Source organism: Streptomyces sp. NPDC021020, assembly GCF_044333285.1.
GTDB lineage: Bacteria > Actinomycetota > Actinomycetes > Streptomycetales > Streptomycetaceae > Actinacidiphila.
The window spans coordinates 253,065-274,678 of record NZ_JBIRQQ010000008.1 but is presented as its reverse complement, the minus strand read 5'-3'; the positions used below and the strand labels follow the sequence as shown (position 1 = coordinate 274,678).

At 74.3% G+C, this 21,614-nt stretch carries 14 protein-coding genes; 6 read left to right on the top strand and 8 right to left on the bottom strand.

Going from position 1 to position 21,614, the window contains the following annotated elements; genetic code table 11:
- Positions 1-678: 678 nt before the first annotated feature.
- Positions 679-1,884, top strand: coding sequence for an amino acid deaminase/aldolase (locus ACH4SL_RS24930; RefSeq protein WP_398449216.1), 1,206 nt, complete (start codon positions 679-681; stop codon positions 1,882-1,884).
- Positions 1,885-1,942: 58 nt separating this feature from the next.
- Here ACH4SL_RS24930 and ACH4SL_RS24925 read toward each other — a convergent pair whose 3' ends face one another.
- Both ACH4SL_RS24925 and ACH4SL_RS24920 read right to left on the bottom strand, forming a co-directional pair.
- On the bottom strand, positions 1,943-2,944 hold the full coding sequence (locus ACH4SL_RS24925) for a DUF2510 domain-containing protein (protein ID WP_398449214.1): 1,002 nt from the start codon (positions 2,942-2,944) through the stop codon (positions 1,943-1,945).
- A gap of 108 nt (positions 2,945-3,052) precedes the next feature.
- A complete protein-coding gene (locus ACH4SL_RS24920) occupies positions 3,053-3,997 on the bottom strand; it encodes a LysR family transcriptional regulator (RefSeq protein WP_398449212.1) in 945 nt (314 codons plus the stop codon).
- Between the two features lie 426 nt (positions 3,998-4,423).
- Between ACH4SL_RS24920 and ACH4SL_RS24915 the strand changes: the two genes are divergently transcribed.
- Positions 4,424-5,551: a TDT family transporter gene (locus ACH4SL_RS24915; protein ID WP_398449210.1), complete on the top strand. Its 1,128-nt coding sequence runs from the start codon at positions 4,424-4,426 to the stop codon at positions 5,549-5,551.
- Between the two features lie 69 nt (positions 5,552-5,620).
- On the opposite strand, the gene ACH4SL_RS24910 is transcribed toward ACH4SL_RS24915, so the two are convergent.
- Entirely contained in the window at positions 5,621-6,472 is an 852-nt protein-coding gene (locus ACH4SL_RS24910; RefSeq protein WP_398449208.1) for a helical backbone metal receptor, read from the bottom strand.
- An 87-nt stretch (positions 6,473-6,559) separates the two neighbouring features.
- Between ACH4SL_RS24910 and ACH4SL_RS24905 the strand changes: the two genes are divergently transcribed.
- Both ACH4SL_RS24905 and ACH4SL_RS24900 read left to right on the top strand, forming a co-directional pair.
- Positions 6,560-7,462, top strand: a complete 903-nt coding sequence (locus ACH4SL_RS24905; protein ID WP_398449633.1) for a 5'-3' exonuclease H3TH domain-containing protein — start codon at positions 6,560-6,562, stop codon at positions 7,460-7,462.
- Positions 7,463-7,581: 119 nt separating this feature from the next.
- Complete coding sequence (locus tag ACH4SL_RS24900) at positions 7,582-8,409, top strand: polysaccharide deacetylase family protein (RefSeq protein ID WP_398449206.1); 828 nt, start codon at positions 7,582-7,584, stop codon at positions 8,407-8,409.
- A 24-nt stretch (positions 8,410-8,433) separates the two neighbouring features.
- Here the strand turns inward: ACH4SL_RS24900 and ACH4SL_RS24895 are convergent, their stop codons facing one another.
- Complete coding sequence (locus ACH4SL_RS24895) at positions 8,434-10,209, bottom strand: 2-isopropylmalate synthase (RefSeq protein ID WP_398449204.1); 1,776 nt, start codon at positions 10,207-10,209, stop codon at positions 8,434-8,436.
- Between the two features lie 169 nt (positions 10,210-10,378).
- Here ACH4SL_RS24895 and ACH4SL_RS24890 point away from each other — a divergent pair, with 169 nt between their 5' ends.
- Positions 10,379-11,062, top strand: a complete 684-nt coding sequence (locus tag ACH4SL_RS24890) for a FadR/GntR family transcriptional regulator (protein WP_398449202.1) — start codon at positions 10,379-10,381, stop codon at positions 11,060-11,062.
- A 396-nt stretch (positions 11,063-11,458) separates the two neighbouring features.
- Here the strand turns inward: ACH4SL_RS24890 and ACH4SL_RS24885 are convergent, their stop codons facing one another.
- The 4 genes from ACH4SL_RS24885 to ACH4SL_RS24870 all read right to left on the bottom strand — a co-directional run bounded on the left by ACH4SL_RS24885 (position 11,459) and on the right by ACH4SL_RS24870 (position 20,736).
- Complete coding sequence (locus ACH4SL_RS24885; RefSeq protein WP_398449198.1) at positions 11,459-15,553, bottom strand: carboxypeptidase regulatory-like domain-containing protein; 4,095 nt, start codon at positions 15,551-15,553, stop codon at positions 11,459-11,461.
- Between the two features lie 213 nt (positions 15,554-15,766).
- Positions 15,767-16,762 (bottom strand): LuxR C-terminal-related transcriptional regulator, encoded by a 996-nt coding sequence (locus tag ACH4SL_RS24880; RefSeq protein WP_398449196.1) that lies wholly within the window; start codon positions 16,760-16,762, stop codon positions 15,767-15,769.
- 344 nt (positions 16,763-17,106) lie between these two features.
- Complete coding sequence (locus ACH4SL_RS24875; RefSeq protein ID WP_398449194.1) at positions 17,107-18,804, bottom strand: MFS transporter; 1,698 nt, start codon at positions 18,802-18,804, stop codon at positions 17,107-17,109.
- A 246-nt stretch (positions 18,805-19,050) separates the two neighbouring features.
- The gene (locus ACH4SL_RS24870; RefSeq protein ID WP_398449631.1) at positions 19,051-20,736 is read right to left on the bottom strand and encodes a cellulase family glycosylhydrolase; all 1,686 of its coding nucleotides are present in this window, start codon (positions 20,734-20,736) and stop codon (positions 19,051-19,053) included.
- 405 nt (positions 20,737-21,141) lie between these two features.
- Between ACH4SL_RS24870 and ACH4SL_RS24865 the strand changes: the two genes are divergently transcribed.
- Positions 21,142-21,522, top strand: a complete 381-nt coding sequence (locus ACH4SL_RS24865) for a PPOX class F420-dependent oxidoreductase (RefSeq protein ID WP_398449192.1) — start codon at positions 21,142-21,144, stop codon at positions 21,520-21,522.
- The last annotated feature ends 92 nt before the right edge of the window (positions 21,523-21,614 follow it).

Sequence of the window (21,614 nt, the reverse complement as noted above, 5' to 3'; positions counted from 1 at the left end):
GAGCGGCTGTCGTGGCGCGGGCCCTGCGCCTGCACCGGCGGCGCGTACCCGCCCTGCACAGGCGGCCGGCCCCCGGCATCGGCGGCGGAACGGGACGGCTCGTCCACGCCCCCGGCCGAGTAGCCGTCAGGGCGCGGGCCCTGCGCCTGCATCGGCGGCCGGCCCCCGGCGTCGGCGGCGGAACGGGACGGCTGGGCTACGTCCCCAGCCGAGCGGCTGTCGTGGCGCGGGCCCTGCGCCTGCACCGGCGGCGCGTACCCGCCCTGCACAGGCGGCCGGCCCCCGGCATCGGCGGCGGAACGGGACGACTCGTCCACGCCCCCGGCCGAGTAGCCGTCAGGGCGCGGGCCCTGCGCGGGCGCCTGCGCCTGCGGCGCGCCGAGCTCCGGCGGTCGGGGGGCCGCATACTCCCCCGTCGCCCCCTGCGCCGGGGGCGTACGGTCCGGGGCCGGGGGGTGACGGTGGGTGGTCGGCTGGGGGGAGCGGGGGTGGAGGGTGGGGAACGGAGACGTCGGGGGTTCTCCGTTGTCCACTCCGGTGCTCACCCGGCGCCCCCTTGTGACCTCTGCGTGCACGGCTTGCGCGCGTCACTCTACGGGGTCGCGCGGGCCCTCGGCTCCCACCTGCCGCGGACGCGGGGCCTACCGCTGGGTAGCCCCGTTCTGGCAAGCTGCGGCCATGTCAGAGCACGCCGCCGCGGACCGCGCCCGTTACGACCGGGCCACCGCCCACCTCGACGCCCCGCTCGCCCTGGTCGACCTCGCGGCCTTCGACGCCAACGCGGCCGACCTCGCGCGCCGCGCGGGCGGCAAGCCGATCCGGATAGCCACCAAGTCGGTGCGCTGCCGCGCCCTGCTGGAGCGCGCGCTCGCGCACGACGGCTTCAGCGGCCTGATGTCCTTCACCCTCGCCGAGTCGCTGTGGCTGGCCCGCGCGGGCTTCACCGATGTGCTGCTGGCCTACCCCTCGGCGGACCGCGCGGGCTACGCGGAACTCGCCGCCGATCCCAAGCTCGCCGCCGCGGTGACGGTGATGGTCGACGACGTCGCGCAGCTCGACCTGATCGACGCCGCCCGCGGCACCGGCGGCGAGACCGTCCGGGTGTGCCTGGAGCTGGACACCAGCCTGCGCAAGCTGGGCGGGCGGCTGCGGATCGGCGCGCTGCGCTCGCCCCTGCACGACCCGGAGCAGCTCGCGGAGCTGGCCCGCGCGGTCGCCTCCCGGCCGGGCTTCCGGCTGGTGGGCCTGATGGCGTACGAGGGCCACATCGCGGGGGTGGGCGACACGCTGCGTGGACGGCCCGCGCGCTCACTGGCGATACGCCTGATGCAGGCCGCGGCCCGCAAGGAGCTGGCGGCGCGGCGCGCCGAGGCGGTGCGGGCGGTACGCGCGGTCGAGCCGGGCCTGGAGTTCGTCAACGGCGGCGGCACGGGCAGCGTGCAGCACACCGCGGCGGAGGCGGCGGTCACGGAGATCGCGGCGGGGTCGGGGCTCTACGTGCCGCGGCTGTTCGACAACTACACGTCCTTCCGGGGCCGTCCGGCCGCGCTCTTCGCCCAGCCGGTGGTGCGCCGCCCGGGCGTGGGCGTGGTGACGGTCCTGGGCGGCGGCTACCCGGCGTCCGGCGCGCCCGGCCGCGACCGGCTGCCCGAGCCGTACCTCCCGGAGGGCCTGCGCTACGACCCGCAGGAGGGCGCGGGCGAGGTGCAGACGCCGCTGCTGGGCTCGGCCGCGGACGACCTGCTGATCGGCGACAAGGTGTGGTTCCGGCACGCGAAGGCGGGCGAGCTGTGCGAGCGGTTCGCGGAGCTGCACCTGCTGGACGGCGACGAGGTGACGGCGGCGGTGCCGACGTACCGCGGCGAGGGCAAGACGTTCCTTTAGGAGCCGAGGGCCCGCCCCCGGCGCGGGAGCGGGCCCTCGGGCGAAGCGGCGGCGGGCGTCAGACGCCCCTGCCCGTACCGCCGGACGACGAGCTGCCGACCTGGGTGGTGTCGGTCTTGATGCCCTGGGTGATCTTGTCCATGTCGGCGAGCGTCGGCGCCTTGGCGGTGATGTCGAAGCCGAAACGGACCAGGACCAGCCGCTTCGTGGTCGGCGACGGGAAGACCAGCGACTGGACGTAGCCCTGGGTCCCGGACTGCGTCACGACCTTCCACCGCACCAGGTAGCCCTGCTGCCCGGCGACGGTCACCGCGCCGGCCTTGAGCTGCTGGTGCGAGGTGGTCGGGCCGTAGGTGTCCTCGCTGTAGGCGTTCGCGGCGTTCGCGGCGATGTCCTGCTCGGCGGCGGCCTTGGGCGTCGTGGCGCTGATCGCGGAGGACGCGGCGGGTCCCGAGGAGACACCGCCGAGCGTGCAGGTGCCGCCCTGGGTACCGGGGCAGGGGTACGGGCCGACGGCCAGCCCCGCGCCGGTGTCGCCGGACTGGCCCTGCCAGCCCTCCAAGACGGGGAGGCTGATCGCGTCGGCGCCGTCGACGGCCTTCGTCGGGTCGCCCGTGCCGCTGCCGCCGTCGCTCCCCCCGTCTCCGCCACCTTCACTTCCGCCGTCACTTCCGCCGCCGTCGCCGCCCCGGTCGGACGGCAGCGGGTACGGGAGCTTGCCGGTGGAGTGGGTGGGCGTCGGCGAGCCCTTGGCGTCGTCCTTGTCCTTGCTGTCCTTGCCGAGCACGAGGATGCCGGCGACGACGGCGCCTATCAGGACGAGGGAGGCGACGAGGGCGATCACCACCGTCCCGGTGCGCTTGCCGCTGTCCGCGGCGGGGGCGCCGTAGCCGTAGCCGGGCTGCGGGGGGCCCGGGTAGCCGGGCGGGGCGGCGGGCGGGACGGGGGCGGTCCTGGTGTACTCGGTCCAGACCGAGCCGTCCCACCAGCGTTCCATCGCCGGGCTGTTGCCTGTGTGCCCGGGTTCTGGATACCAGCCGGGCGGGGTCGAGGTCGTCACGGCGGTCACCTTATGGCCCGAGCATGAGAATCCCGTAAGTGGTCACCTTCTGCATACCGCGCCACCCGCCCCGCGCACCAGAGCGCGTCCCGGGGGCGTACGGGCGCGCTACCGTCGCGGGGCGGCCCTGCGGGTCAGGGAGAGCAGGTCGCGGGCGGGGCCGGCGGGGCGGTGACCCGCGGGCCAGACCGCGCGCAGCGCCCGGCGCAGGTCGAGCCCGGCGACGGGTACGGCGGCCAGCCGGTGCGCGGCCAGCTCGTCGGCGACGGCCAGCTCGCTCAGTACGGCCGGGCCCGCGCCGCCGACTGCCGCGGACTTCACGGCGGTGGTCGAGGCGAGTTCGAGCAGGGCGGCGGCGGGGCCGCCGTGCCCGGCGAGCGCGGCGTCCAGCACCTGCCGGGTGCCCGAGCCCTCCTCGCGCAGCAGCAGCGGTGTCGCGGCCAGCTCCGCCGCGGGCAGCGGGCGGCGGCGGGCGGCCCAGCGGTGGTCGGGTGCGACGACGACGAGCAGCCGGTCGTGCCCGACGACGGCGGAGTCCAGCCCCGAGGGCACGTCCAGCCCCTCGACGAACCCGAGGTCCGCGTCCCCCGCGGTCACCTGCCGGGCGACGGCCACGGAATTGCCCGCGGCGAGCGACACGGCGGTGCCCGGGTGCCGTACGTGCAGGGCGGTCAGCCACCCGGGCAGCAGGTACTCGGCGACGGTCAGGCTGGCGGCGACCCGCAGCCGGGAGTCACGCCGCCCGCGCAGCGCCCGGGCCCCCGCGTCGAAGTCCTCGGCGGCCTCCAGCACCCGCCGCGCCCACTCGGTGACCACGGCCCCCTGCTCGGTGAGCCGCGACCCGCCCGCCGACCGCCGTACAAGCCCCACCCCGACCTGCCGCTCCAGCGCCCGCATCCGCGAACTCGCCGCCGGCTGGCTGATCCCCAACTCCCGCGCCGCCCGCCCCAGACTCCCCAGCCGCGCGACGGCGACCAGCAACTCCATGGCCCCCAGATCCGGCACCCGCCGCGCCAGAGCGCCGCGCTCCACGGGCCCGTCACTGCCAGTCATGCGCCCAGCGTATGCGCTCCCACCCAATCCCCCGTCCCCGCGCACGCCACGGGGGTGGCTCACGCGTGCCACGCGGGAGGGCTTGCGCGTGGCGCGGAGCGGTCGCCCTACCGCGGGGGGCTCGCGTATGCCGCGCGGGGGACATATGAGGGGCGCGGGGAACTGCGCGACCAGCCCACGACAACCGCACGATCCCGCGATGACAGCACCACCCACCCCGAGGGGACAGGGACGCGAGGAACTGCGCGCCAAGCCACCAACCGCGGGACGGCCCCGCGACAACAGCACCCCCCACCCCGTGGGGAACGGGGCCGGCCCGGAAAGACCCGCTCCCCCCGGCTCGGGCCCCGCCCCATAACCCCCGCTTATGCCCCGATAGCCCCGCGGGTGCTACCCGCCACCCCCGCCCAGGGCCACCGTAAAAGCATGGCCACCGCAACGCTCTCCCGTCCCGCCGCTCCTCCCCTCCCCCGGAGAAGGGCGCGGCACGTCGGGCCGAACTGGTACGCCGGCGTCATGGGCACCGCCATCGTCGGCAACGCGGGCGCGGGCCTGCCGGGGAGCCCGGCGCCGCTGCGGGACGCGTGCACCGCGGTGTGGGTCCTGGCGGCCGCGGCCCTGCTCGCCGTGCTCGCGGCACGCGCCACGCACTGGGCGCGGCACGCGGACGAGGCACGGCGGCATCTCGCGGACCCCGCGGTCGCGCCGTTCTACGGGTGCCTGCCGATGGCGCTGCTGGCCGTCGGGGCGGGCGCGCTGACGCTCGGCCCGCGGGTGGTGGGCGAGCGGGCCGCGGTCGCCGCGGACTGGACGCTGTGGACGGCCGGCACCGCGAGCGGACTGCTGGTCGCGGCGGCCGTGCCGTACCTGATGGTGACGCGGCACCGGATCGCGGCGGACGGCGCCTCGCCGGTGTGGCTGCTGCCGCTCGTCGCACCGATGGTCTCGGCCGCGCTCGGGCCCGCGCTGGTGCCGCACGCGGGCGGGGCGCAGGCCCGCGAGGCGCTGCTGCTGGGGTGCGTGGCACTGTTCGGGCTGAGCCTGCTGGCGACGCTGATGACGCTGCCGCTGGTGTGGGGCCGGCTGCTGCGGCACGGGCCGCTGCCGGTCGCGCTGACGCCGCTGCTCTTCCTGGTGCTCGGGCCGCTGGGCCAGTCCACGACGGCGGCGGGCGCGTTCGCGGACGCGGGGCCCGCCGCGGTGGGCGCGCCGTACGCCGCGGCGCTGCGCGGTTTCGCGGTCCTCTACGGGGTGCCGGTCATGGGCTTCGCGCTGCTGTGGCTGGCCCTGTCGGCGGCGCTGGTGGTGCGGGCGGTGCGGCGCGGGATGCGCTTCTCGCTGACCTGGTGGGCCTTCACCTTCCCGGTCGGCACGTGCGTGACCGGCGCGTCGAGCCTGGCCCGGCACACCGGCCTGCACGCGGCGACGTGGCTGGCGGTGGCGCTGTACGCGCTGCTGGCCGCGGCGTGGGCGACAGCCGCCGCGGGGACGGCGCGGGGCCTGCTGACCGGCGCGCTCCCGGCGCCCGCCGCTCCGGCGCAGTCCGCTGCGTAAGCGGCCGCCGCGGGGACCGCGCAGGCCCGCTCGCCCGCGCCCCGGCGCAGCCCCCCGCGTGACAGGGCGTCAGCCCGCCGCGGCCAGCGCCCGCGCGAGCGCGCGGGGTGCCTCGACGAGCGAGGGGCCGTACCACGTCAGGTGGCGGCCGTCGACGAGGGCCGCGGGGATGCCGGGGAAGGACTCGGGGCCGTCGTCCGCGGTGAAGCGGTAGGGCTCGTCGGGGAGGACGACGAGGCCGGGCCGGGCGTCGAGCAGCTCGGGCAGCGGGATCCGCGGGTAGCGCTCGGCGTGCTCCGCGTAGAGGTTGCGGACGCCGAGGCGGGCGAGCAGGTCGCCGGCGAAGGTGTCGCGGCCCAGCACCATCCACGGGCGGCGCCAGACCGGTACGACGGCGCGGCGTACGGGGGCCGCGGGGGTGACGTCCCGCCAGGCGGCCTCGGCGGCGTCCAGCCACGCGGGGCGGGCGAGCCCGCAGCCCCGCACCAGCAGCCGGTCCAGCTCGGTGAAGGCCTGCGGCAGCGAGCGCACCTCGGTGACCAGGACGTCCAGTCCGGCGGCCCGCAGCGCGTCGAGGTCGGCGGGGCGGTTCTCCTCCTCGTTGGCGACGACCAGGTCCGGGGCGAGCGCGGCGACCGCGGCCACGTCGGGGTTCTTGGTGCCGCCGACGCGGACCACGTCCAGGTCCGCGGGGTGGGTGCACCAGTCGGTCGCCCCGACCAGCAGCTCCGGCGCGGTCGCGGCCACCGCCTCGGTCAGCGAGGGAACGAGCGACACGACCCGCCGCACGACCCGCCCGGCGGACGCGGTGCGCCCGGCCGACGCGACGGGCTCGGACCCGGCGGCGGGCGCGGCCGGCACGGCAGGCGCGGGCTCTCCCGGGCGTACGACCGGGCCGGTCCCGCGGTTCGGATGAGGCATCAGCCCACCGTACGGGCCGCTGTCGGTGGGGCGTGCCATGCTGGGCCGGTGAACGACCAGAACCCCCGCGTCCCCCACGACCGGCTCATGCTGCTCGACACGGCGAGCCTGTATTTCCGTGCGTATTTCGGCGTGCCCGAATCCGTGCGCGCGCCGGACGGCACCCCGGTCAACGCGGTGCGCGGGCTGCTGGACTTCATCGCCCGGCTGGTCGCCGACCACTCCCCCACCGCGCTGGTGGCGTGCATGGACGCGGATTGGCGCCCGCAGTGGCGGGTGGAGCTGATCCCGTCGTACAAGGCGCACCGGGTCGCCGACGAGGCCGAGGGCAGCGAGGAGGTGCCGGACACGCTGTCCCCGCAGGTGCCCGTCATCGAGGCGGTGCTGGACGCGGTGGGCATCGCCCGCGTGGGGGTGCCCGGTTACGAGGCGGACGACGTGATCGGCACCCTCGCGACGAGCGCGCGCCATCCGGTCGCGATCGTCACGGGCGACCGCGACCTCTTCCAGCTCGTGGACGACGCGCGCGGCGTACGGGTGCTCTTCCCGCGCAAGGGCGTGGGCGATTGCGACGTGCTCGACGAGGCCGCGATCGAGGAGCGGTACGGCGTGCGGGCCCGGCAGTACGCGGATTTCGCGGCCCTGCGCGGCGACCCGAGCGACGGCCTGCCGGGCGTGAAGGGCATCGGCGAGAAGACGGCGGCGCAGCTCGTGACGGAGTACGGCGACCTGGCGGCGGTGCGGGCGGCCGCGGCCGACCCGTTCTCCCGGCTGACGCCCGCGCGGCGGCGCAACATCGCGGCGGCGGCCGACTACCTGGACGTGGCGCCGCGGGTGGTGGCGGTCGCGAAGGACGTCCCGCTGCCGCCGTTCGACGCGGCGCTGCCCGCGGCTCCGGCCGCCCCGCAGGCGCTGGAGGCGCTGGCGGAGACCTGGGGCCTGGGCGGTTCGCTGTCCCGGCTGCTGACGGCGCTGGCCGCCACCCGTTAGGGCCCGGGCCCGTCGCCGTACGGGCGCGACCCCCCAGGTCACGGCGCTATACGCCGTGGGTATAGTTCACAGCGTTCGTACAGGAACGCCCCAGGAACACCACCCGCGGAGGTCCCGCCATGCCCCACGCCATATCCGCCACGAGCCGCCGCGGTCGGCGGACGGCGCTGGTCGCCGGGGTCGCCGCGCTCAGCCTGGGGCTGGGGCTCAGCGGCTGCGCGAAGTACGACGCGCAGTCACCGCACGACGCGCGCGAGAACGCGTACAAGGCGGCGGAGAAGGCGGCCAAGGCCGGGGAGACGGACGGGAAGGCGGCGGCGCTGCCCGCCGGGGCGGTGGACTGCCGCAAGGCCAAGTGCATAGCGCTGACCTTCGACGCGGGGCCGAGCAACAACACCCCGGCGCTGCTGAAGGTGCTGGACGAGAAGAAGGTCCGGGTCACCTTCTTCCTGCTCGGCCACAACCATGTCGACAAATACCCCGAGCTGGTCAAGCAGATGGGGCAGAACGGCAACGTGCTGGGCAACCACACCTGGACCCACCGCCGGCTCACCGACCTCAAGCCCGCCGAGATACGCACCGAGCTGAACCACCTCGACGACGAGGTGGAGAAGCTCACCGGCAAGCGGCCGACGCTGATGCGCCCGCCGCAGGGCCGTACCGACGAGAAGGTCTCCAAGGTCTGCAAGGAGCTGGGCATCTCCCAGGTGCTGTGGAGCGACACCGCGAGCGACTACGCCACGACCGACTCGGCGCTGATCACGAAGCGGATACTCAAGGACGCGAGCCGGGACGGCATCATCATCCTGCACGACCTCTACAAGGGGACCGTGCCGGCCGTCCCGGGCATCATCGACGCGCTGCGGGCGCAGGGCTACACCTTCGTGACGGTGCCCGAGCTGCTCGCCCCGGCCACCCCCGAGCCGGGCAAGGTCTACCGCCCCTGAACCCGTACGCCCGCAGCTCCGCCGTCAGCGCCGGTTGACGGCGGCCAGCACGGCCCGCACCGACGCGGTCAGCACCGAGGTGTCCCGCCCGGCACCCCACCGCACGTCCCCGCCGACGCGGCAGCGCACGTACGCGACGGCGTCACTCCCGGTGCCGGCGCCCGCGGTGTGCTCGGAGTAGTCCAGGACGTCCACCTCGACCCCGGCGCCCGCGAGCGCGGCGGCCAGCGCAGACAGCGGCCCGTTGCCCCGCCCCTCCAGCTTGGTCTCCGCCCCGTCCGCGGCGTCCCGCAGCACACCGGTGAAGGCGTGCACCCCGGGCGCCTCCTCGGCCGTACGCCACTCGCCGAGCGTCAGCGGCCCGTCCGCCGGCGCCAGGTACTCCGCGGCGAACAGCTCGCCGAGCCGCTCGGCGGTGACCTCCGCACCGCTGTCGTCGGCGGCGCTCTGCACGACCCGGGAGAATTCCGCGCGCAGCGGCGCGGGCAGCTCCAGCCCGTGCCGGGTGGCCAGCAGGTAGCCGATGCCGCCCTTGCCGGACTGGCTGTTGACGCGGATGACGGCCTCGTAGTCGCGGCCGATGTCCGCGGGGTCGATGGGCAGGTACGGCACCTCCCAAGGCGCCTCCCCCGCCGGGACTCCCAGCTCCGCGGCGCGCCGCGCGTGGTGGTCGAGGCCCTTCTTGATGGCGTCCTGGTGGGTGCCGGAGTAGGCGGTGTGCACCAGGTCGCCGACGTACGGGTGGCGGCCGGGCACGGGCAGCCGGTTGCAGTGCTCGACGGTGCGGCGGACCGCGTCGATGTCGGAGAAGTCGATCATCGGGTCGACGCCCTGAGTGTGCAGGTTCAGCGCGAGGGTCACCAGGTCGACGTTCCCGGTGCGCTCGCCGTTGCCGAACAGGCAGCCCTCCACGCGCTGCGCGCCCGCCATCACCGCCAGCTCGGCGCACGCGACGCCCGTGCCGCGGTCGTTGTGCGGGTGCACCGACAGGATCACCGAATCCCGGCGCTCCAGATGGCGGTGCATGTACTCGATCTGGTCGGCGTAGACGTCGGGCGTGGCGATCTCCACGGTGGCCGGCAGGTTGTGCACCACGGGCCGCTCCGGGCTCGCGTCCCACAGCGCGGTCAGGCCGTTGCAGACCTCCAGGACGTAGTCCGGCTCGGTCAGGTTGAAGACCTCGGGCGAGAACTGGAAGCGCACCCCGGGCTGCGCCTCCCCCAGCCGCGCCATCAGCCGCGCCGCGTCCTCGATCATCTCCCGCAGCTCCCGCCGCCCCCGCCCGATCACGACGTCCCGCCAGGTGGGCGCGGTCGCGGTGTAGAGGTGGACGACGGTACGGGGCAGGCCGCGGATCGACGCGAAGGTCGCCTCGATCAGGTCGGCGCGCGCGGCGGTGAAGACCACCACGGTCACGTCCTCGGGCACCGCGCCCGACTCCGCCAGATGGCGGACGAAGTCGAAGTCCGTGCGGCTGGCCGACGGGTAGCCGACCTCGATCTCCTTGTAGCCCATGGCGACCATGAGGTCGAACATCCGCCGCTTGCGCGCCGGGTCCATGGGCTCGGCCAGCGCCTGGTTGCCGTCCCGCAGATCGACGGGCACCCACAGCGGTGCCCGTTCCGTCCGCCGCCCGGGCCACTGCCGGTCGGCCATCGCGGGGATCTCCACCCGCCGGTGGGCGGGCCGGTAGCGGTACGAGGGCATCGCGCTGCCCCGCTGCGGTTTCCACCAGGGCGCGCCCTGCGGTACGGGCCCCGCGGGAGTGCGCGGACGAGCGGTGCCGGGGTCGATCGTCATGACAGTTGTCCTTCGCTGTTCGGCATGCCGGAAGACCGGCAGCACCGAACCCCGCGGCGGGGTGCCGGTCGCGTCAGGCCCCGCCGCGGCATCCGAGAAGGAGGCTCCGCTGCGTCATGGCCGGTAGACTAGCCCCGGACAACTCCTCAGACAACCTGAGAGGTGAAAGATGCCGCTCGGCTCGCTGCGACCCAGCCCGCTGGTGGAACAGGCCACGGAGCATCTGCGCGAGCAGATCGTGAGCGGGCAGTGGCCGGTGGGCACCCGGCTCCCCGGTGAGACCGCACTCGCCGCCCAGCTCGGCGTCGGCCGCTCGACCGTCCGCGAGGCGGTGCGCGCGCTCGCGGGCGCGGGCCTGGTCAAATCCCGGCAGGGCGCCGGAGTCTTCGTCATCTCCACCGAGCCCGACGAGGACTTCGGCACGAGGCTGCGGCGGGCGGCGGTGGCCGACGTCTACGAGGTCCGCGCCATGGTCGAGGTCCAGGCCGCGCGACTCGCCGCGGAGCGGCGCACCGAGGCGGACCTCGCTGCCCTGGAGGCCGCGCTGGCCGCCCGCCGGGAGGCCGCGGGGCGCGGGGCCGCCGCGTTCGTCACGGCGGACATCGCGCTGCACGCGAGCGTGGTCGCCGCGGCGCGCAACCCCGTCCTCACGGACCTCTTCTCCGAATTCGCACCCGTCCTGCGCGAGGGGCTCGTCGACCTCGTCGACCTCCTCGACCTCTCGCCGGGCGACGGCGACGCCTCTCACGCGGCCCTCGTCGCCGCGATCGCCGCCCGCGCCCCGGCGGAGGCCGCGCACATCCTCGAGGCCGAATTCGCCGCGACCCTCACGCACTTGCGCCCGGCGCCGTGACCGCCGCGGGGGTTTCCCGCGCCTGACGGCGCGGGGTGTTTCCCACCCGCACCACCCGTGCAGGTGATCGGGCATGTGCCGGTCTTCTTGTGGGGCTCAACCACCGTCGGCGGCGAGCCCGCCGTACAGCAGGAGGGGGACGATCCGGGGGTGCCCCCGCAGGAATGCGCACGCAGGGGCCCTGCCTATACACGTGAGGTCGGACGCGCATTCCGAGGAGGTACCCCCGGAGTGGCACCCGACCCCACCGCCGGGCCGCCGCGAAGGGGCGCGAGGAACTGCGCGAGCAACCCCCCACCTGGGGAAGGTCGCGCAACCAACCGCAGCCACCCGCCCCGGAGCGCAAAACCCCGCGGTGGGCCCCGGAGTTGCCAAGGCCCACCGCGAGGTGGTTGCTCAGTCCTTCAGGAGCGTGAAGTTGCTCGTCGTCGTCGCACCCTTCGTGATGCGGAGCGTCGTCGTCGTCGGCTGGAAGCCGTCCTTCGCGACGATCAGCTGCAAGGGGTTGTTGCGCACGTCGAGCCAGAGCGCGTAAGTGCCCTCCTTCGTGGTCTTGAGGGTGTAGTGGGTGGCCCAGGTGTTGATCTGGACGGTGGCGCCGGCCAGCGGCGCGCCGCCGGAGCTCACCGTGCCGGTGATCTTGCCCCACGTCGCCGGGGGCTTGACGGTGAAGCTCACGCCGACCGCGGCCACCGGGTACGGCGTGTCGCTCGCGACCCCCACCGAAGCGGTGAGCGTCCCGGGCTGGGTGATCTCGGGCACGGACGCGTCCAGGCCCAGGGTCACGGTGGCGCTGGCGCCCGGGTCGAGCGTGAGCGTCGTCGCGCTCTCGGTCAGCCAGTCGACGTCCGCGCTGTCGACCTGGTCGTAGCCGGGCAGCACCTCCGCGGTCTTCGCGGGCACCTGGCCCGCGAGGCCGCCGACGGCGTAGAAGCCGGTGCTGCCGCCGCCGCGGTAGAGCGAGGCGGTGGCGTTGGGCAGCGCCGTCCAGGTGTTGTCGTCGGGCTGGTAGGCCCAGGCCTGGTTGGTGAGCGCGCTGCCCGCGTCGACCGCGCCGCCCTTGATGAGCAGCAGGCCGTTGGCCGCGGTGTAGGCGGTGCCCCACGCGTCGGTGGGCTGGTCGGCGATCGGCGACCAGGAGTCGGCCGCCGGGTCGTAGACGTAGGCGTGCGTGATCTCGCCCGCGTCGGTGGTGCCGCCGGAGCAGTAGAGCTTGCCGCCGACGCCGCCGCAGGCCTCCCAGGCCACCGGCTCGGGGTAGGCCGCGAGCTGCGTCCAGGTGTCGGACGCGGCGTCGTACGCGGTCACGTCGGTGGTGCCGCACGCGGTGCCGGTGCAGCCGCCGACCGAGTAGAGCTTGCCGCCGAGGACCGCGCTGCCCGCGCCCGCGTACGGCTTGGGCGAGCTGGCGCCGGTGCTCCAGCTGTCGGCGGCGGGGTCGTAGATCTCCAGCTTCGCGTCCGGGTCGCCGTCGGCGCCCCAGCCGCCCACCGCGTAGAGCTTGTCGCCGATCACACCGTGCGCCGGGGCCTCACGGGTGTCGGCGGCGGAGGCCAGCTTCGTCCAGGCGCCGCTGTCCGCGCTGTAGGCGTACAGGTCGCTGGTGTCCGCCAGGCCGGTGTAGCCGAAGGCCGAGTAGACGGTCCCGTTGTACGTGAAGACCGCGTTGTCGCCCGTGGTGACGGGCAGGTCGGGCAGGGCGTTCCAGGCGTCGCCGGCCGCGGGGTCGACCGCGGGCTTGACGGCCTTGGCGCCCGCCGTGTGCTGCCCGGCGAGCGAGTGGGGCGAGTAGCTGCCCTTGACGAGGTTGAGCGGCGCGCCCGCCTTCTGGGCGGTGAAGCCGCCGGGGTTCTCGCCGAGTTCGACGCTGGCCGGTGCGGTGCCGGTGTTCTTGACGGTGACGACCTGGGAGGTGCTCTTGCCCCAGGCGACGGTCTTGTCCACCGAGGCGGGCGTGACCTTGATGCGGCCCGCCTTGAGCGTGAGGTCGCGCTGCACGGTGCCGTCGGCCGGCACGGTCACGTTGGCCGTCGCGGCGGTGTAGTGCGACGCGGCCGCGCCCACCTTGTGCTTGCCGGTGACGTGCGAGAAGAACCAGTAGAAGCCGTCGCCGAGGTTCGGGTCGTCGGGTGTGGCGACCGTGGTGGCGTGGTCGGCGGGGTTGTCGGTGCTGGTGACGGTGGCGCCGGAGACGCCGCCCTTGGTGTTGGCGTCCTTGACGTTGCCGACGACGAGGCCGCCGGGCACCGGGTCGAAGGAGCGCTTGCCGACGAAGACGTTGTCGACCTGCCACCAGTACGCCCAGCTGCCGGTGTAGTGGAAGCGCAGCCGGACGTCGCTCTTGCCCGCGTAGTCGGTCAGCGGGATCTCGATGTGCTTGCCGGACACCGACGCGGTGGTCTGCTTCCACACGCTGGTCCAGGTGGTGCCGCCGTCCGCGGAGACGTCAACGCTCGCGGTGGAGCTGGTGTATTCGCGGTAGTCGGTGTCGAAGGCGAGCAGCGGGTCGGCGTTGCCGCTCAGGTCGTAGGACGGCGAGAGCAGCGAGGTGTCCTGCTTCAGGCCCTGGCCGAGGTTGTCGCTGTCGACGTTCGCGAAGGCGCCGCTGCCGCCGGTGCGGTTGCCGCGCTTGCCCGGGTCGTCGAAGGTCCAGCCGCCGGTGGTGCCGTCGGCGTTGGCGACGCTCCACCCCTCGGGGGCGGCGGTGGCCGACGTGAAGGGCTCGGTGGCGCCGTCCAGGTGGACGGTGTAGCCGGGCGCGTCGGTCGACGAACTCTCCACCGGTACCGCGATGTTGAGCGACTGGTCGGCGTCGCCGACCGTGACGGTCTTGTCGACCGGCCGGTAGCCGGGGTAGTGGGAGGTGACGTGCAGGGTGTACGTGGTGTCCTGCGGGAGCGTCAGGGAGTACGAGCCGGTGGCGGGGTCGGTGTGGACCGCGCTGCCGGGCACGCCCTGGGCGGTGATGGCGGCGTACAGCGGCCAGCCGTGGCCGGAGCCGTCCGTGACGCGGCCGGTGACGGTGCGGGTCGGCACCGCGTCGAGCGCGAACGACTCGGTGACGGTGCCGCCGTCGGCGACCTCGACGCCCGCGGCGCTGCCGCTCCGGTAGCCGTACGCGGCGGCCGTCACGTCGTACGTGCCGGGCGCGACGTCCAGCTTGTAGGTGCCGTCGGCGGCGGTGGTGGCGGCCGCGTCGCCCACGGTGACCTTGGCACCGGCCAGCGGGGCGCCGGTGGCGTGGTCGGTGACGGTGCCGGAGACGGCGCCGTGCGGGCCGCTGGAGAAGGCGGCCAGGCCGTTGGGCGTGCCGAGGCCGGTCGGACCGTCGTAGCCGGGCCCCGCGGTGCACAGCGCGGCCGGGGTGCAGGAGCCGTTGTCGCCCTCGGTCACGTCGTTGAGCGCGTCCGGGTGGGCGTACGGGTAGGAGTTCGGGTACGTGTCGGCGCCGGGGGTGCCGGCCGCCGCGTACACGCCCGCGATGAGCGGGGAGGAGGCGCTGGTGCCGCCGTAGACCGCCCAGCCGCCGCCACCGTAGGTCTGGTAGACCGAGACGCCGGTCACCGGGTCGGCGACCGCCGCGACGTCGGCCACCGACCGCATGTCGCACGCGGTGTCGGTCTGGAAGGCCGGCTTGGGCTCGTAAAGCGAGCAGCCGGATCCCGGGCCGCCGTACGCGTTGTTCCACACCGACTCGCTCCAGCCGCGCGCGCTGCCCGCGTCCGCGGTCAGCGAGGTGCCGCCGACCGACACGACGTACTGGGAGGACGCCGGGTAGCTGACGCCGTATCCGTCGTCACCGCTGGAGGCGACGACCGCGACACCGGGGTGGTTGTAGTACGGGTCCAGGTCCGTGGTCTCCGACGGGTCCTCGCCGCTGCCGGGCGTGGTGTCGTAGCCGGTGCCGTAGGAGTTGGAGACGTACTTGGCGCCGAGCGCGACCGCGGTGTCCACCGAGGCGCCCAGGTCGTCGACGTAGGAGGAGTCCGCCTCGACGAGCAGGATGTGGGCCAGCGGCGCGGCCGCGGACACCATGTCCAGGTCGAGGCTGATCTCGCCGGACCAGTCGGGGTCGGCCGCCGGCAGGTCGTCCCCGCCGCGCTGGCTCACCTTGCTGAAGCAGCCGTTGTCGCTGGTGCAGGGCGGCAGCCCGTACTGCGCGCGGTAGACCGCGAGGTCGGCCTCCGCGGTCGGGTCGTCGTAGGCGTCGACGATGGCGACGGTCTGGCCCGCGCCGCCGTCGGCCGGAAGGGCGTACGCGCTCTGCAGGTCGGTGGCGCCGAATCCGGACGGGGTGGCGGCGTGCGGCTGGACACCGGTCTTGGCCGCGACATCGGTCCTGCGCAGCGCGAGGCACGCGGCGTGGCCGGGCTCGGGGGTGTCGCACTGCCGCACGACGTCCGGCTTCTGCGAGGGGGCCGCGGTGGCCGGGGCCGCGGCGGGTATCTGGAGGCCGACGACCGCGAGGGCGGCCGTTGCGAGGGACGCCACCACACCTGCGGTGCGGCGGCTGCGTCTGAGAACGGGTATGCGCAAGGGGGGTCTCCCTGGGGCAGGTGGGACCTCACGCGGCGGGGTGCGTCGCGGGGGTCACGGCCGTTCGGACCGCTGGCGTATACATGTGCCTCAGGTGCACCAAGGATTCGTCAAACGGTTGACGAATACCTGACACCGGATGCTCCGCTGTGCGGAGTCGCCTTTCCGTCATCCGGACGGACGTCGTACGTTTCCCTCCGGGTGGCCTTCCGGTTGCCCCTCCACAAGCTCGTCCAGCCAGCCGTTCCTGGCCGCGTGCCACACCAGTTGGACGCGGTTGTCGACGCCCGCCTCGCGCTGCATCGCGGCCACATGGCGCTGCACCGTCCGCACCGCCACCCCCAGCGAACGGGCCATCGCGGCGTCCGTGCTGCCGCTCACCAGCATCCCCAGCACCCGTAACCGCAGGGCGCTGCGCGGCTGCTGGGTGTCCGGGCGGCGGCCGAGCGGGACGCTGCCCGCCCACACCGCGTCGAACAGCGCGGTCAGCGCGGCCAGCAGCGGGCCGGCGAGCACCACCAGCATCACCGGGTCCGAGCCCTCCGCATCCGCGGGCGGCATCAGGGCGACCTCGGCATCGGCGATCTCCAGCCGGGCCGGCAGCCGGCCGGTGACCCGGCCCGCCGTCAGCGGATCGCCCGGCGGCCCGAACGCGCCCGCCGCCTCCAGCCCCGCCCGCTCGAACACCACCCGCCGCCGCACCCCGGCCGGCACCGCCCCGCGCGGCGCGGCCGCCGCGCCCGGCGCGAACGCGGTGATCTCCCGCGCCGCCGCGCCCTGGACCTCCGCGACCCGCCGCGCGATGGCCGCGTGCCCCGCGACGACCTGCACGGCCTCGTCGGCCCGGTGCCCCTCGTGGACGCGCTGGTATTCCGCGTCCAGCCGGTCGAGCAACTCCCGCCCCAGCCGCAGCTGTTCCTGCGCGTGCGACAGCAGCGGGCGGAAGCCGGCGTGCGGTGGTACGGGGTACCACCGCCCGTCGCGGCCCCGGCGGGCCAGACCGCGGGCCGCCAGCTCCCCGCAGGCCGCCTGCCCGCGGTCCGCCGACACCGCCATCTGCCGGGCGAGTTCACCTGCGGCGACGCCCCGCGTGGACACCAGCAGGGAGTAGGCCCGGTCCGCGTCCGGGCTCAACCCCAGTGCCTCAAACGGACGTTCGGTCATGTGGCCGCACAATAGCCTGCCGGCGGCCTTGACGCCTTGATTACCTCGCCGCACTTGACACTCGGCCTGCGGCCCCCCGGGCTGCCCCTTCCCGCCGTCGCGGGATCGTCCCTTTCGCGGTGGCTGGTCGCGCAGTTCTCCCCCAGGCTCCGCCTGGGAGGTGCCCCCACGCGCCCCTGGTTTGTCGCCCTGCGTGGCATGCGCGGGCCCCTGCCTTTGCGAAAGGAGGGCAACCATCAGGGGCGCGGGGAACTGCGCGACCAGCCCACCACCGGCGGAAGGTCGCGCGGGCCACCGCGAGAGGTACCCCGGAGCGAAAACCGGGGCGCGGGACCGCGCGGAGGTCAGGTCAGGGTGGCGAGTTCGGAGGCGACCGCGGCCTCGTGGGCGCGGGCGTCCTCGCGGGCGCGGCGGGGGCTCCAGCGGCCGGACATCAGGAAGACGAACGGCAGGAAGAGCACCTGGCCGCCGACGCAGATCCACCACCAGGTACGCCACTGGCCGGGACCGTCGTGCGCGGCCTTCTGGACCTTCGTGCCGTACTCCTGGAGCACCGCCAGCTGCGGCTGGGCCTTCTGGACGACGGCGAGGTCGGCCGGCCCGACCTCCTGCACCGCGCGGGCGGTGACGTCCGCGGGCGCCTTCCCCGGCGGGTACTTGCCGAGTTCGGCGAAGATCTGCGGGTGCGCGGACACGATGGCCAGCGCCGGAGCGCCCTGCGCCTGCGCCGCCGTCACCTGCGGGCCGTGCTCGACGAGCGGCGTGACGGAGGTGACCAGCACCGGGATGAGCGCGGAGGAGACGGCGACGACGATCCGTACCGTCCATCCCCACACGGCGAGCCCGGTCGCCGTCGCCGCCGGGTTGTGCTTCTCGACGGTCTCGGTGAAGCCCGCCATCCACGGGCCGTAGGCCACCCCGCTGAAGACGCCGATGCCGACGAAGAGCCAGGCGAAGGTGTAGTAGCCGGTCTCCGGGTGGGTGGCCCGGGTGGCGAAGAGCGCCGTCACGACGATCGAGCCGACCGCCCCGGCCACCATGAACGGCTTGCGCACCTTGAGCTTGTCCGACAGCAGCCCGACGACGACGAGCGCGATCGCGTTCGCGGCCCAGTACCAGTTGGCGACGGCGTTGGCGCGCTGCTCGCTGTAGCCGTAGGTGGTGGCGAAGAAGACGACGAAGTTGCCGACCGCCGCGAAGTACAGCAGCAGGAAGAGCGCGATGCCGAGCCCGGGTCCCGCGACGGCCGGGCGCAGCATCTGCCGCCACTGGCTGCCGCGGGCGAGCGTGTCCGGGGCGATGCCCCTGGCGCGGGCCTCGACGAGGGTGCGGTCGCGCAGCGAGACCATGATCTGGTCGCGCAGCGCCGGGGAGAGCTCGCGCAGCCCGAAGATCGCGACGACGAAGACGACAAGACCGGCGACCGCGGAGTAGCGCAGTTCGTCCTGCCAGCTCGACGTGTCCAGCGTCTGGCTGGTGACGGTGGTGACGACGAGGCTGCCGACCACCGGACCCATCGTCCACGCGCCCATCGCGGTGGCCCGCCCGAGCTGCGGTGAGAAGTCCCGGATCAGCGCGGGCGTGGCGACCAGCACGATGCCCTCGATGACACTGACGAGGGCGAAGAGCACCAGGTAGGTGGCCTTGCTCCCGGCGTTGGGCAGTCCGAAGAAGACCAGCAGCGAGGCGACGAGCAGCCCGTAGACGACCATGCTGGCGCGTCCCCAGCGGTCGGCGAGCCCGGCGACGAGCGAGGCGAAGGCACCCGCGGCGTTGCCGATCACCGAGACCCACACGAAGTAGCGGTAGCTCATGTCGAAGTGCGTGATGATCGACGTCGCCACCGCGTACTGGATGTAGAGCATGTAGTAGAGCACGACGGTGGTGACCACCACGATGGCCAGGTACACCATGCGCGGCCCGGTCGCCGGGTACGCGGCCAGGTCGCGGCGGTAGAGCCGGCCGAGGAGGGTGCGGGGGCGGGGGTCCGCGGGCTGCGGCCCTGGTCTGTCGGCGTCGAACGGTGTCGGGGTGGCGGACATGCGGCTCCTCCAGGGGATGCGGAAACCGGCGTGCAGTGACGGAGTGTGGGCAGAGGCTAGTACCGACCGGTCGGTATGCCTAGGGGTCTGCACGGGTCCGCCGCCGCGCGTCGTGGTGCGCCGCCCCGCCCCGCGCCGGGCCGCGCGCCGTCCGCGCCCGCGCCCGGCCGGAACGGCCGCCGGCGGGCCCCCACTACGGGGACCCGCCGGCGGTTTCCTGCCCGGAGGTGGTGCGTCAGCGCCGCGTCAGCTCGCGGTGCAGCTCAGCGCCGGGGAGCCGACCGAGCCGGAGGACGTGCCCTGGAAGCCGAAGCTCGTGGACGCCGCCGGGGCGATCGTGCCGTTGTAGCTGAGGTTCTTCGCGGTGACCGAGGCGCCGGACTGCGTGATGGTGGCGCTCCAGCCGCTGGTCTCCTGCTGGTTGCCGGGCCACGTCCAGCCGACCGTCCAGCCGGAGGTGGCCGCGGAGCCGGAGTTGGTCACGGTGACGGTGGCGGTGAAGCCGGTGTCCCACTGGTTGTCGACGTGCAGCGTGGCGGTGCAGCCGTTGCTGGTGCTCCCACCGGTGGTGCCGCTGCTCGTACCGGTGCTCGTACCCGTCGAGGTGCCGGTGGACGTGCCCGTGCTCGTGCCGCTGCTCGTACCCGAGGAGGTGCCGGTGGACGTGCCGGTCGACGTGCCGGAGCTGGTGCCGGACGAGGTGCCCGTGGACGTACCGGTGGAAGTTCCGGTGGACGTACCGGTCGACGTGCCCGAGGACGTACCGCCGTTCGTGCTGCCCGTGGAGCCGCCGAAGGTCGGGGCCTTGATGGAGGTCAGGTAGCCGTCCTTGACCGTGTCGACGGTCTGCCAGTCGTCCTTGAGGATGCCGCCGGTGTCACCGGAGTCGGGGTTCCACGACCAGAAGGTCCAGCTGAAGCTGTCACCGCCGTTGCCGGAGGTCGGCTTCATGTAGCTGACCAGCGCTTTGAGCCACTGCTGGTCGATCGTCGACTGGAGGGTGGTGCCGAACTCGCCGACCCACACCGGGGCGATGTTCTGCTCGAAGAGGTAGCCCCAGTACTTCGACCACACGGCCGGCATGTTGGCCGGGAAGGTCGGGTCGGTGAACCAGGTCTGCTGGGCGACGCTGGTGGCGTAGTCGTGGGCCGAGTAGACGACGCGGTTGGCGACGTTCAGCTCGACCGGGTACTGCCCGGCGCCCATCAGGTTGCCGCCCCACCAGCCGGACACGCCGTTGAAGGTCTGGATGCCCTCGACGAAGATCAGCAGGTTGGGGTTGACGCCCAGGATCGCGTTGCCCGCGCGCTCGGCGGCGAGCCGCCAGTCGATCGTGGTGTCGCCGCAGCCCCAGCAGGCCGGGTCGTGCGGCTCGTTGTGCAGGTCGATGCCGACGACCGCGGTGTTGTTCTGGTAACGGGTCGCGAGCGCCTTGAGGTTGGTGAGCCAGGTCGACTCGGGGACGCTGCTGGTGTACCAGAGGGCGGACTGCCCGCTGGAGTCCGGGCGGTGCCGGTCGAGGATGACCCGCAGGCCGACGGAGCCGGCGTAGTTCACGATCTTGTCCATGATCTGGAGCGGGCTGAGGCCCTCCAGATCGGTGTTCATGTTGTAGAAGGTGATGCTGTTGGCGGTCGCGCCGGCCTTGAAGATGTCGTCGCTGTAGGGCAGCCGGATGGTGTTGTAGCCGAGCTGCTTCATCTGGTCGATCATGCTCTTGTAGTCGCGCGACCAGAGGCCGTGCACCACTTCGTTGCTGGTCTCGAAGCCGAACCAGTTGATGCCCGCGATGCGCACCGCCTGGTTGTTCGAGTCCAGGATCTGCCGGCCGCTGGTGTGCCAGTAACCGCTGCCCGCGCCGGCGGCCGCCGCCGACGGCGCCGGGGCGGCGCTGGCGTGGCTCTGACCTGCGATCGACAGCAGGGCGAGCATCGCGGCGGCGACGGCCGCCGCGATCAGCACGCGCAGCCGCCGCAGGCTTCTCAGCGGACTCCGGACATCCGGATAGGGAACCACGGTGCGCTTCCTCTCGGTGGGGGGACGGAACGCTTCGGGTCGTGGCGTGTGGGGACGCCGGGTCAGATGCTTCCAGCCATGGGAGCGCTCCCATTGGCTACAAGACATGGAATCGACGCCACCCGACGGCCGTCAAGGGGTCGTACGGCCTTCACCTTCTGAACGCGGAACGCCCGGCGCCGTCCGGTGCGCCGCTCCGGCGCGTCAGATCGGCCGCTCCCGGGCCCCTCCGGGCCAGGATGGGGGTGCGCCGACGCCGCCGGGCAGCGGGGCGGCGCTCGGCGAAACGCCGTACCGCAACCACGTCAGGAGCCGACCGCCATGCTGAACCCCGATGTCCGCCGGGTGCTCGACGGCACCCCCCTCGCACACCTCGCCACCGTCCTGCCGGACGGCTCGCCGCACACCGTCCCGGTCTGGATCGGGACGCACGGCGACCGGATCGTCTTCTTCACCGGGCCGGACTCGCGCAAGGCCCGCAACCTGCGGCGGGACCCGCGGGTCGCGATCTCGCTGGCGCCGCAGGACAACCCGTACGAGCCGGTGGTCGTCCGCGGCCGGGTCGTCCAGTGGCTGGACGGGGAAGCGGGGTGGGCGGTCATCGACGCGATGTCCCGGAAGTACACCGGCGGGCCGTACGCGCGCGACCCGGAGCGCGTCGCCGCACTCATCGAGCCCGATCACCAGAAGGTGGGGCTCTGAGGGACCCCGGGCGGCCGCGGGCAGCTGCGGGCGGCCCCGGGTGACGGTGGGCGGCCCGGGCGGCGGGTGGAAAATGGGGGGCGCGGACCGGC

What these genes read in the sequence shown, in the direction of transcription:
- ACH4SL_RS24930 (WP_398449216.1), top strand. Translation starts at nt 679, where the DNA reads ATGTCAGAGCACGCCGCCGCGGACCGCGCCCGTTACGACCGGGCCACC.
- ACH4SL_RS24920 (WP_398449212.1), bottom strand. Translation starts at nt 3,997, where the DNA reads ATGACTGGCAGTGACGGGCCCGTGGAGCGCGGCGCTCTGGCGCGGCGG.
- ACH4SL_RS24905 (WP_398449633.1), top strand. Translation starts at nt 6,560, where the DNA reads ATGCTGCTCGACACGGCGAGCCTGTATTTCCGTGCGTATTTCGGCGTG.
- ACH4SL_RS24890 (WP_398449202.1), top strand. Translation starts at nt 10,379, where the DNA reads ATGCCGCTCGGCTCGCTGCGACCCAGCCCGCTGGTGGAACAGGCCACG.
- ACH4SL_RS24870 (WP_398449631.1), bottom strand. Translation starts at nt 20,736, where the DNA reads ATGCTCGCCCTGCTGTCGATCGCAGGTCAGAGCCACGCCAGCGCCGCC.
- ACH4SL_RS24875 (WP_398449194.1), bottom strand. Translation starts at nt 18,804, where the DNA reads ATGTCCGCCACCCCGACACCGTTCGACGCCGACAGACCAGGGCCGCAG.
- ACH4SL_RS24895 (WP_398449204.1), bottom strand. Translation starts at nt 10,209, where the DNA reads ATGACGATCGACCCCGGCACCGCTCGTCCGCGCACTCCCGCGGGGCCC.
- ACH4SL_RS24910 (WP_398449208.1), bottom strand. Translation starts at nt 6,472, where the DNA reads ATGCCTCATCCGAACCGCGGGACCGGCCCGGTCGTACGCCCGGGAGAG.
- ACH4SL_RS24900 (WP_398449206.1), top strand. Translation starts at nt 7,582, where the DNA reads ATGCCCCACGCCATATCCGCCACGAGCCGCCGCGGTCGGCGGACGGCG.
- ACH4SL_RS24915 (WP_398449210.1), top strand. Translation starts at nt 4,424, where the DNA reads ATGGCCACCGCAACGCTCTCCCGTCCCGCCGCTCCTCCCCTCCCCCGG.
- ACH4SL_RS24880 (WP_398449196.1), bottom strand. Translation starts at nt 16,762, where the DNA reads ATGACCGAACGTCCGTTTGAGGCACTGGGGTTGAGCCCGGACGCGGAC.
- ACH4SL_RS24865 (WP_398449192.1), top strand. Translation starts at nt 21,142, where the DNA reads ATGCTGAACCCCGATGTCCGCCGGGTGCTCGACGGCACCCCCCTCGCA.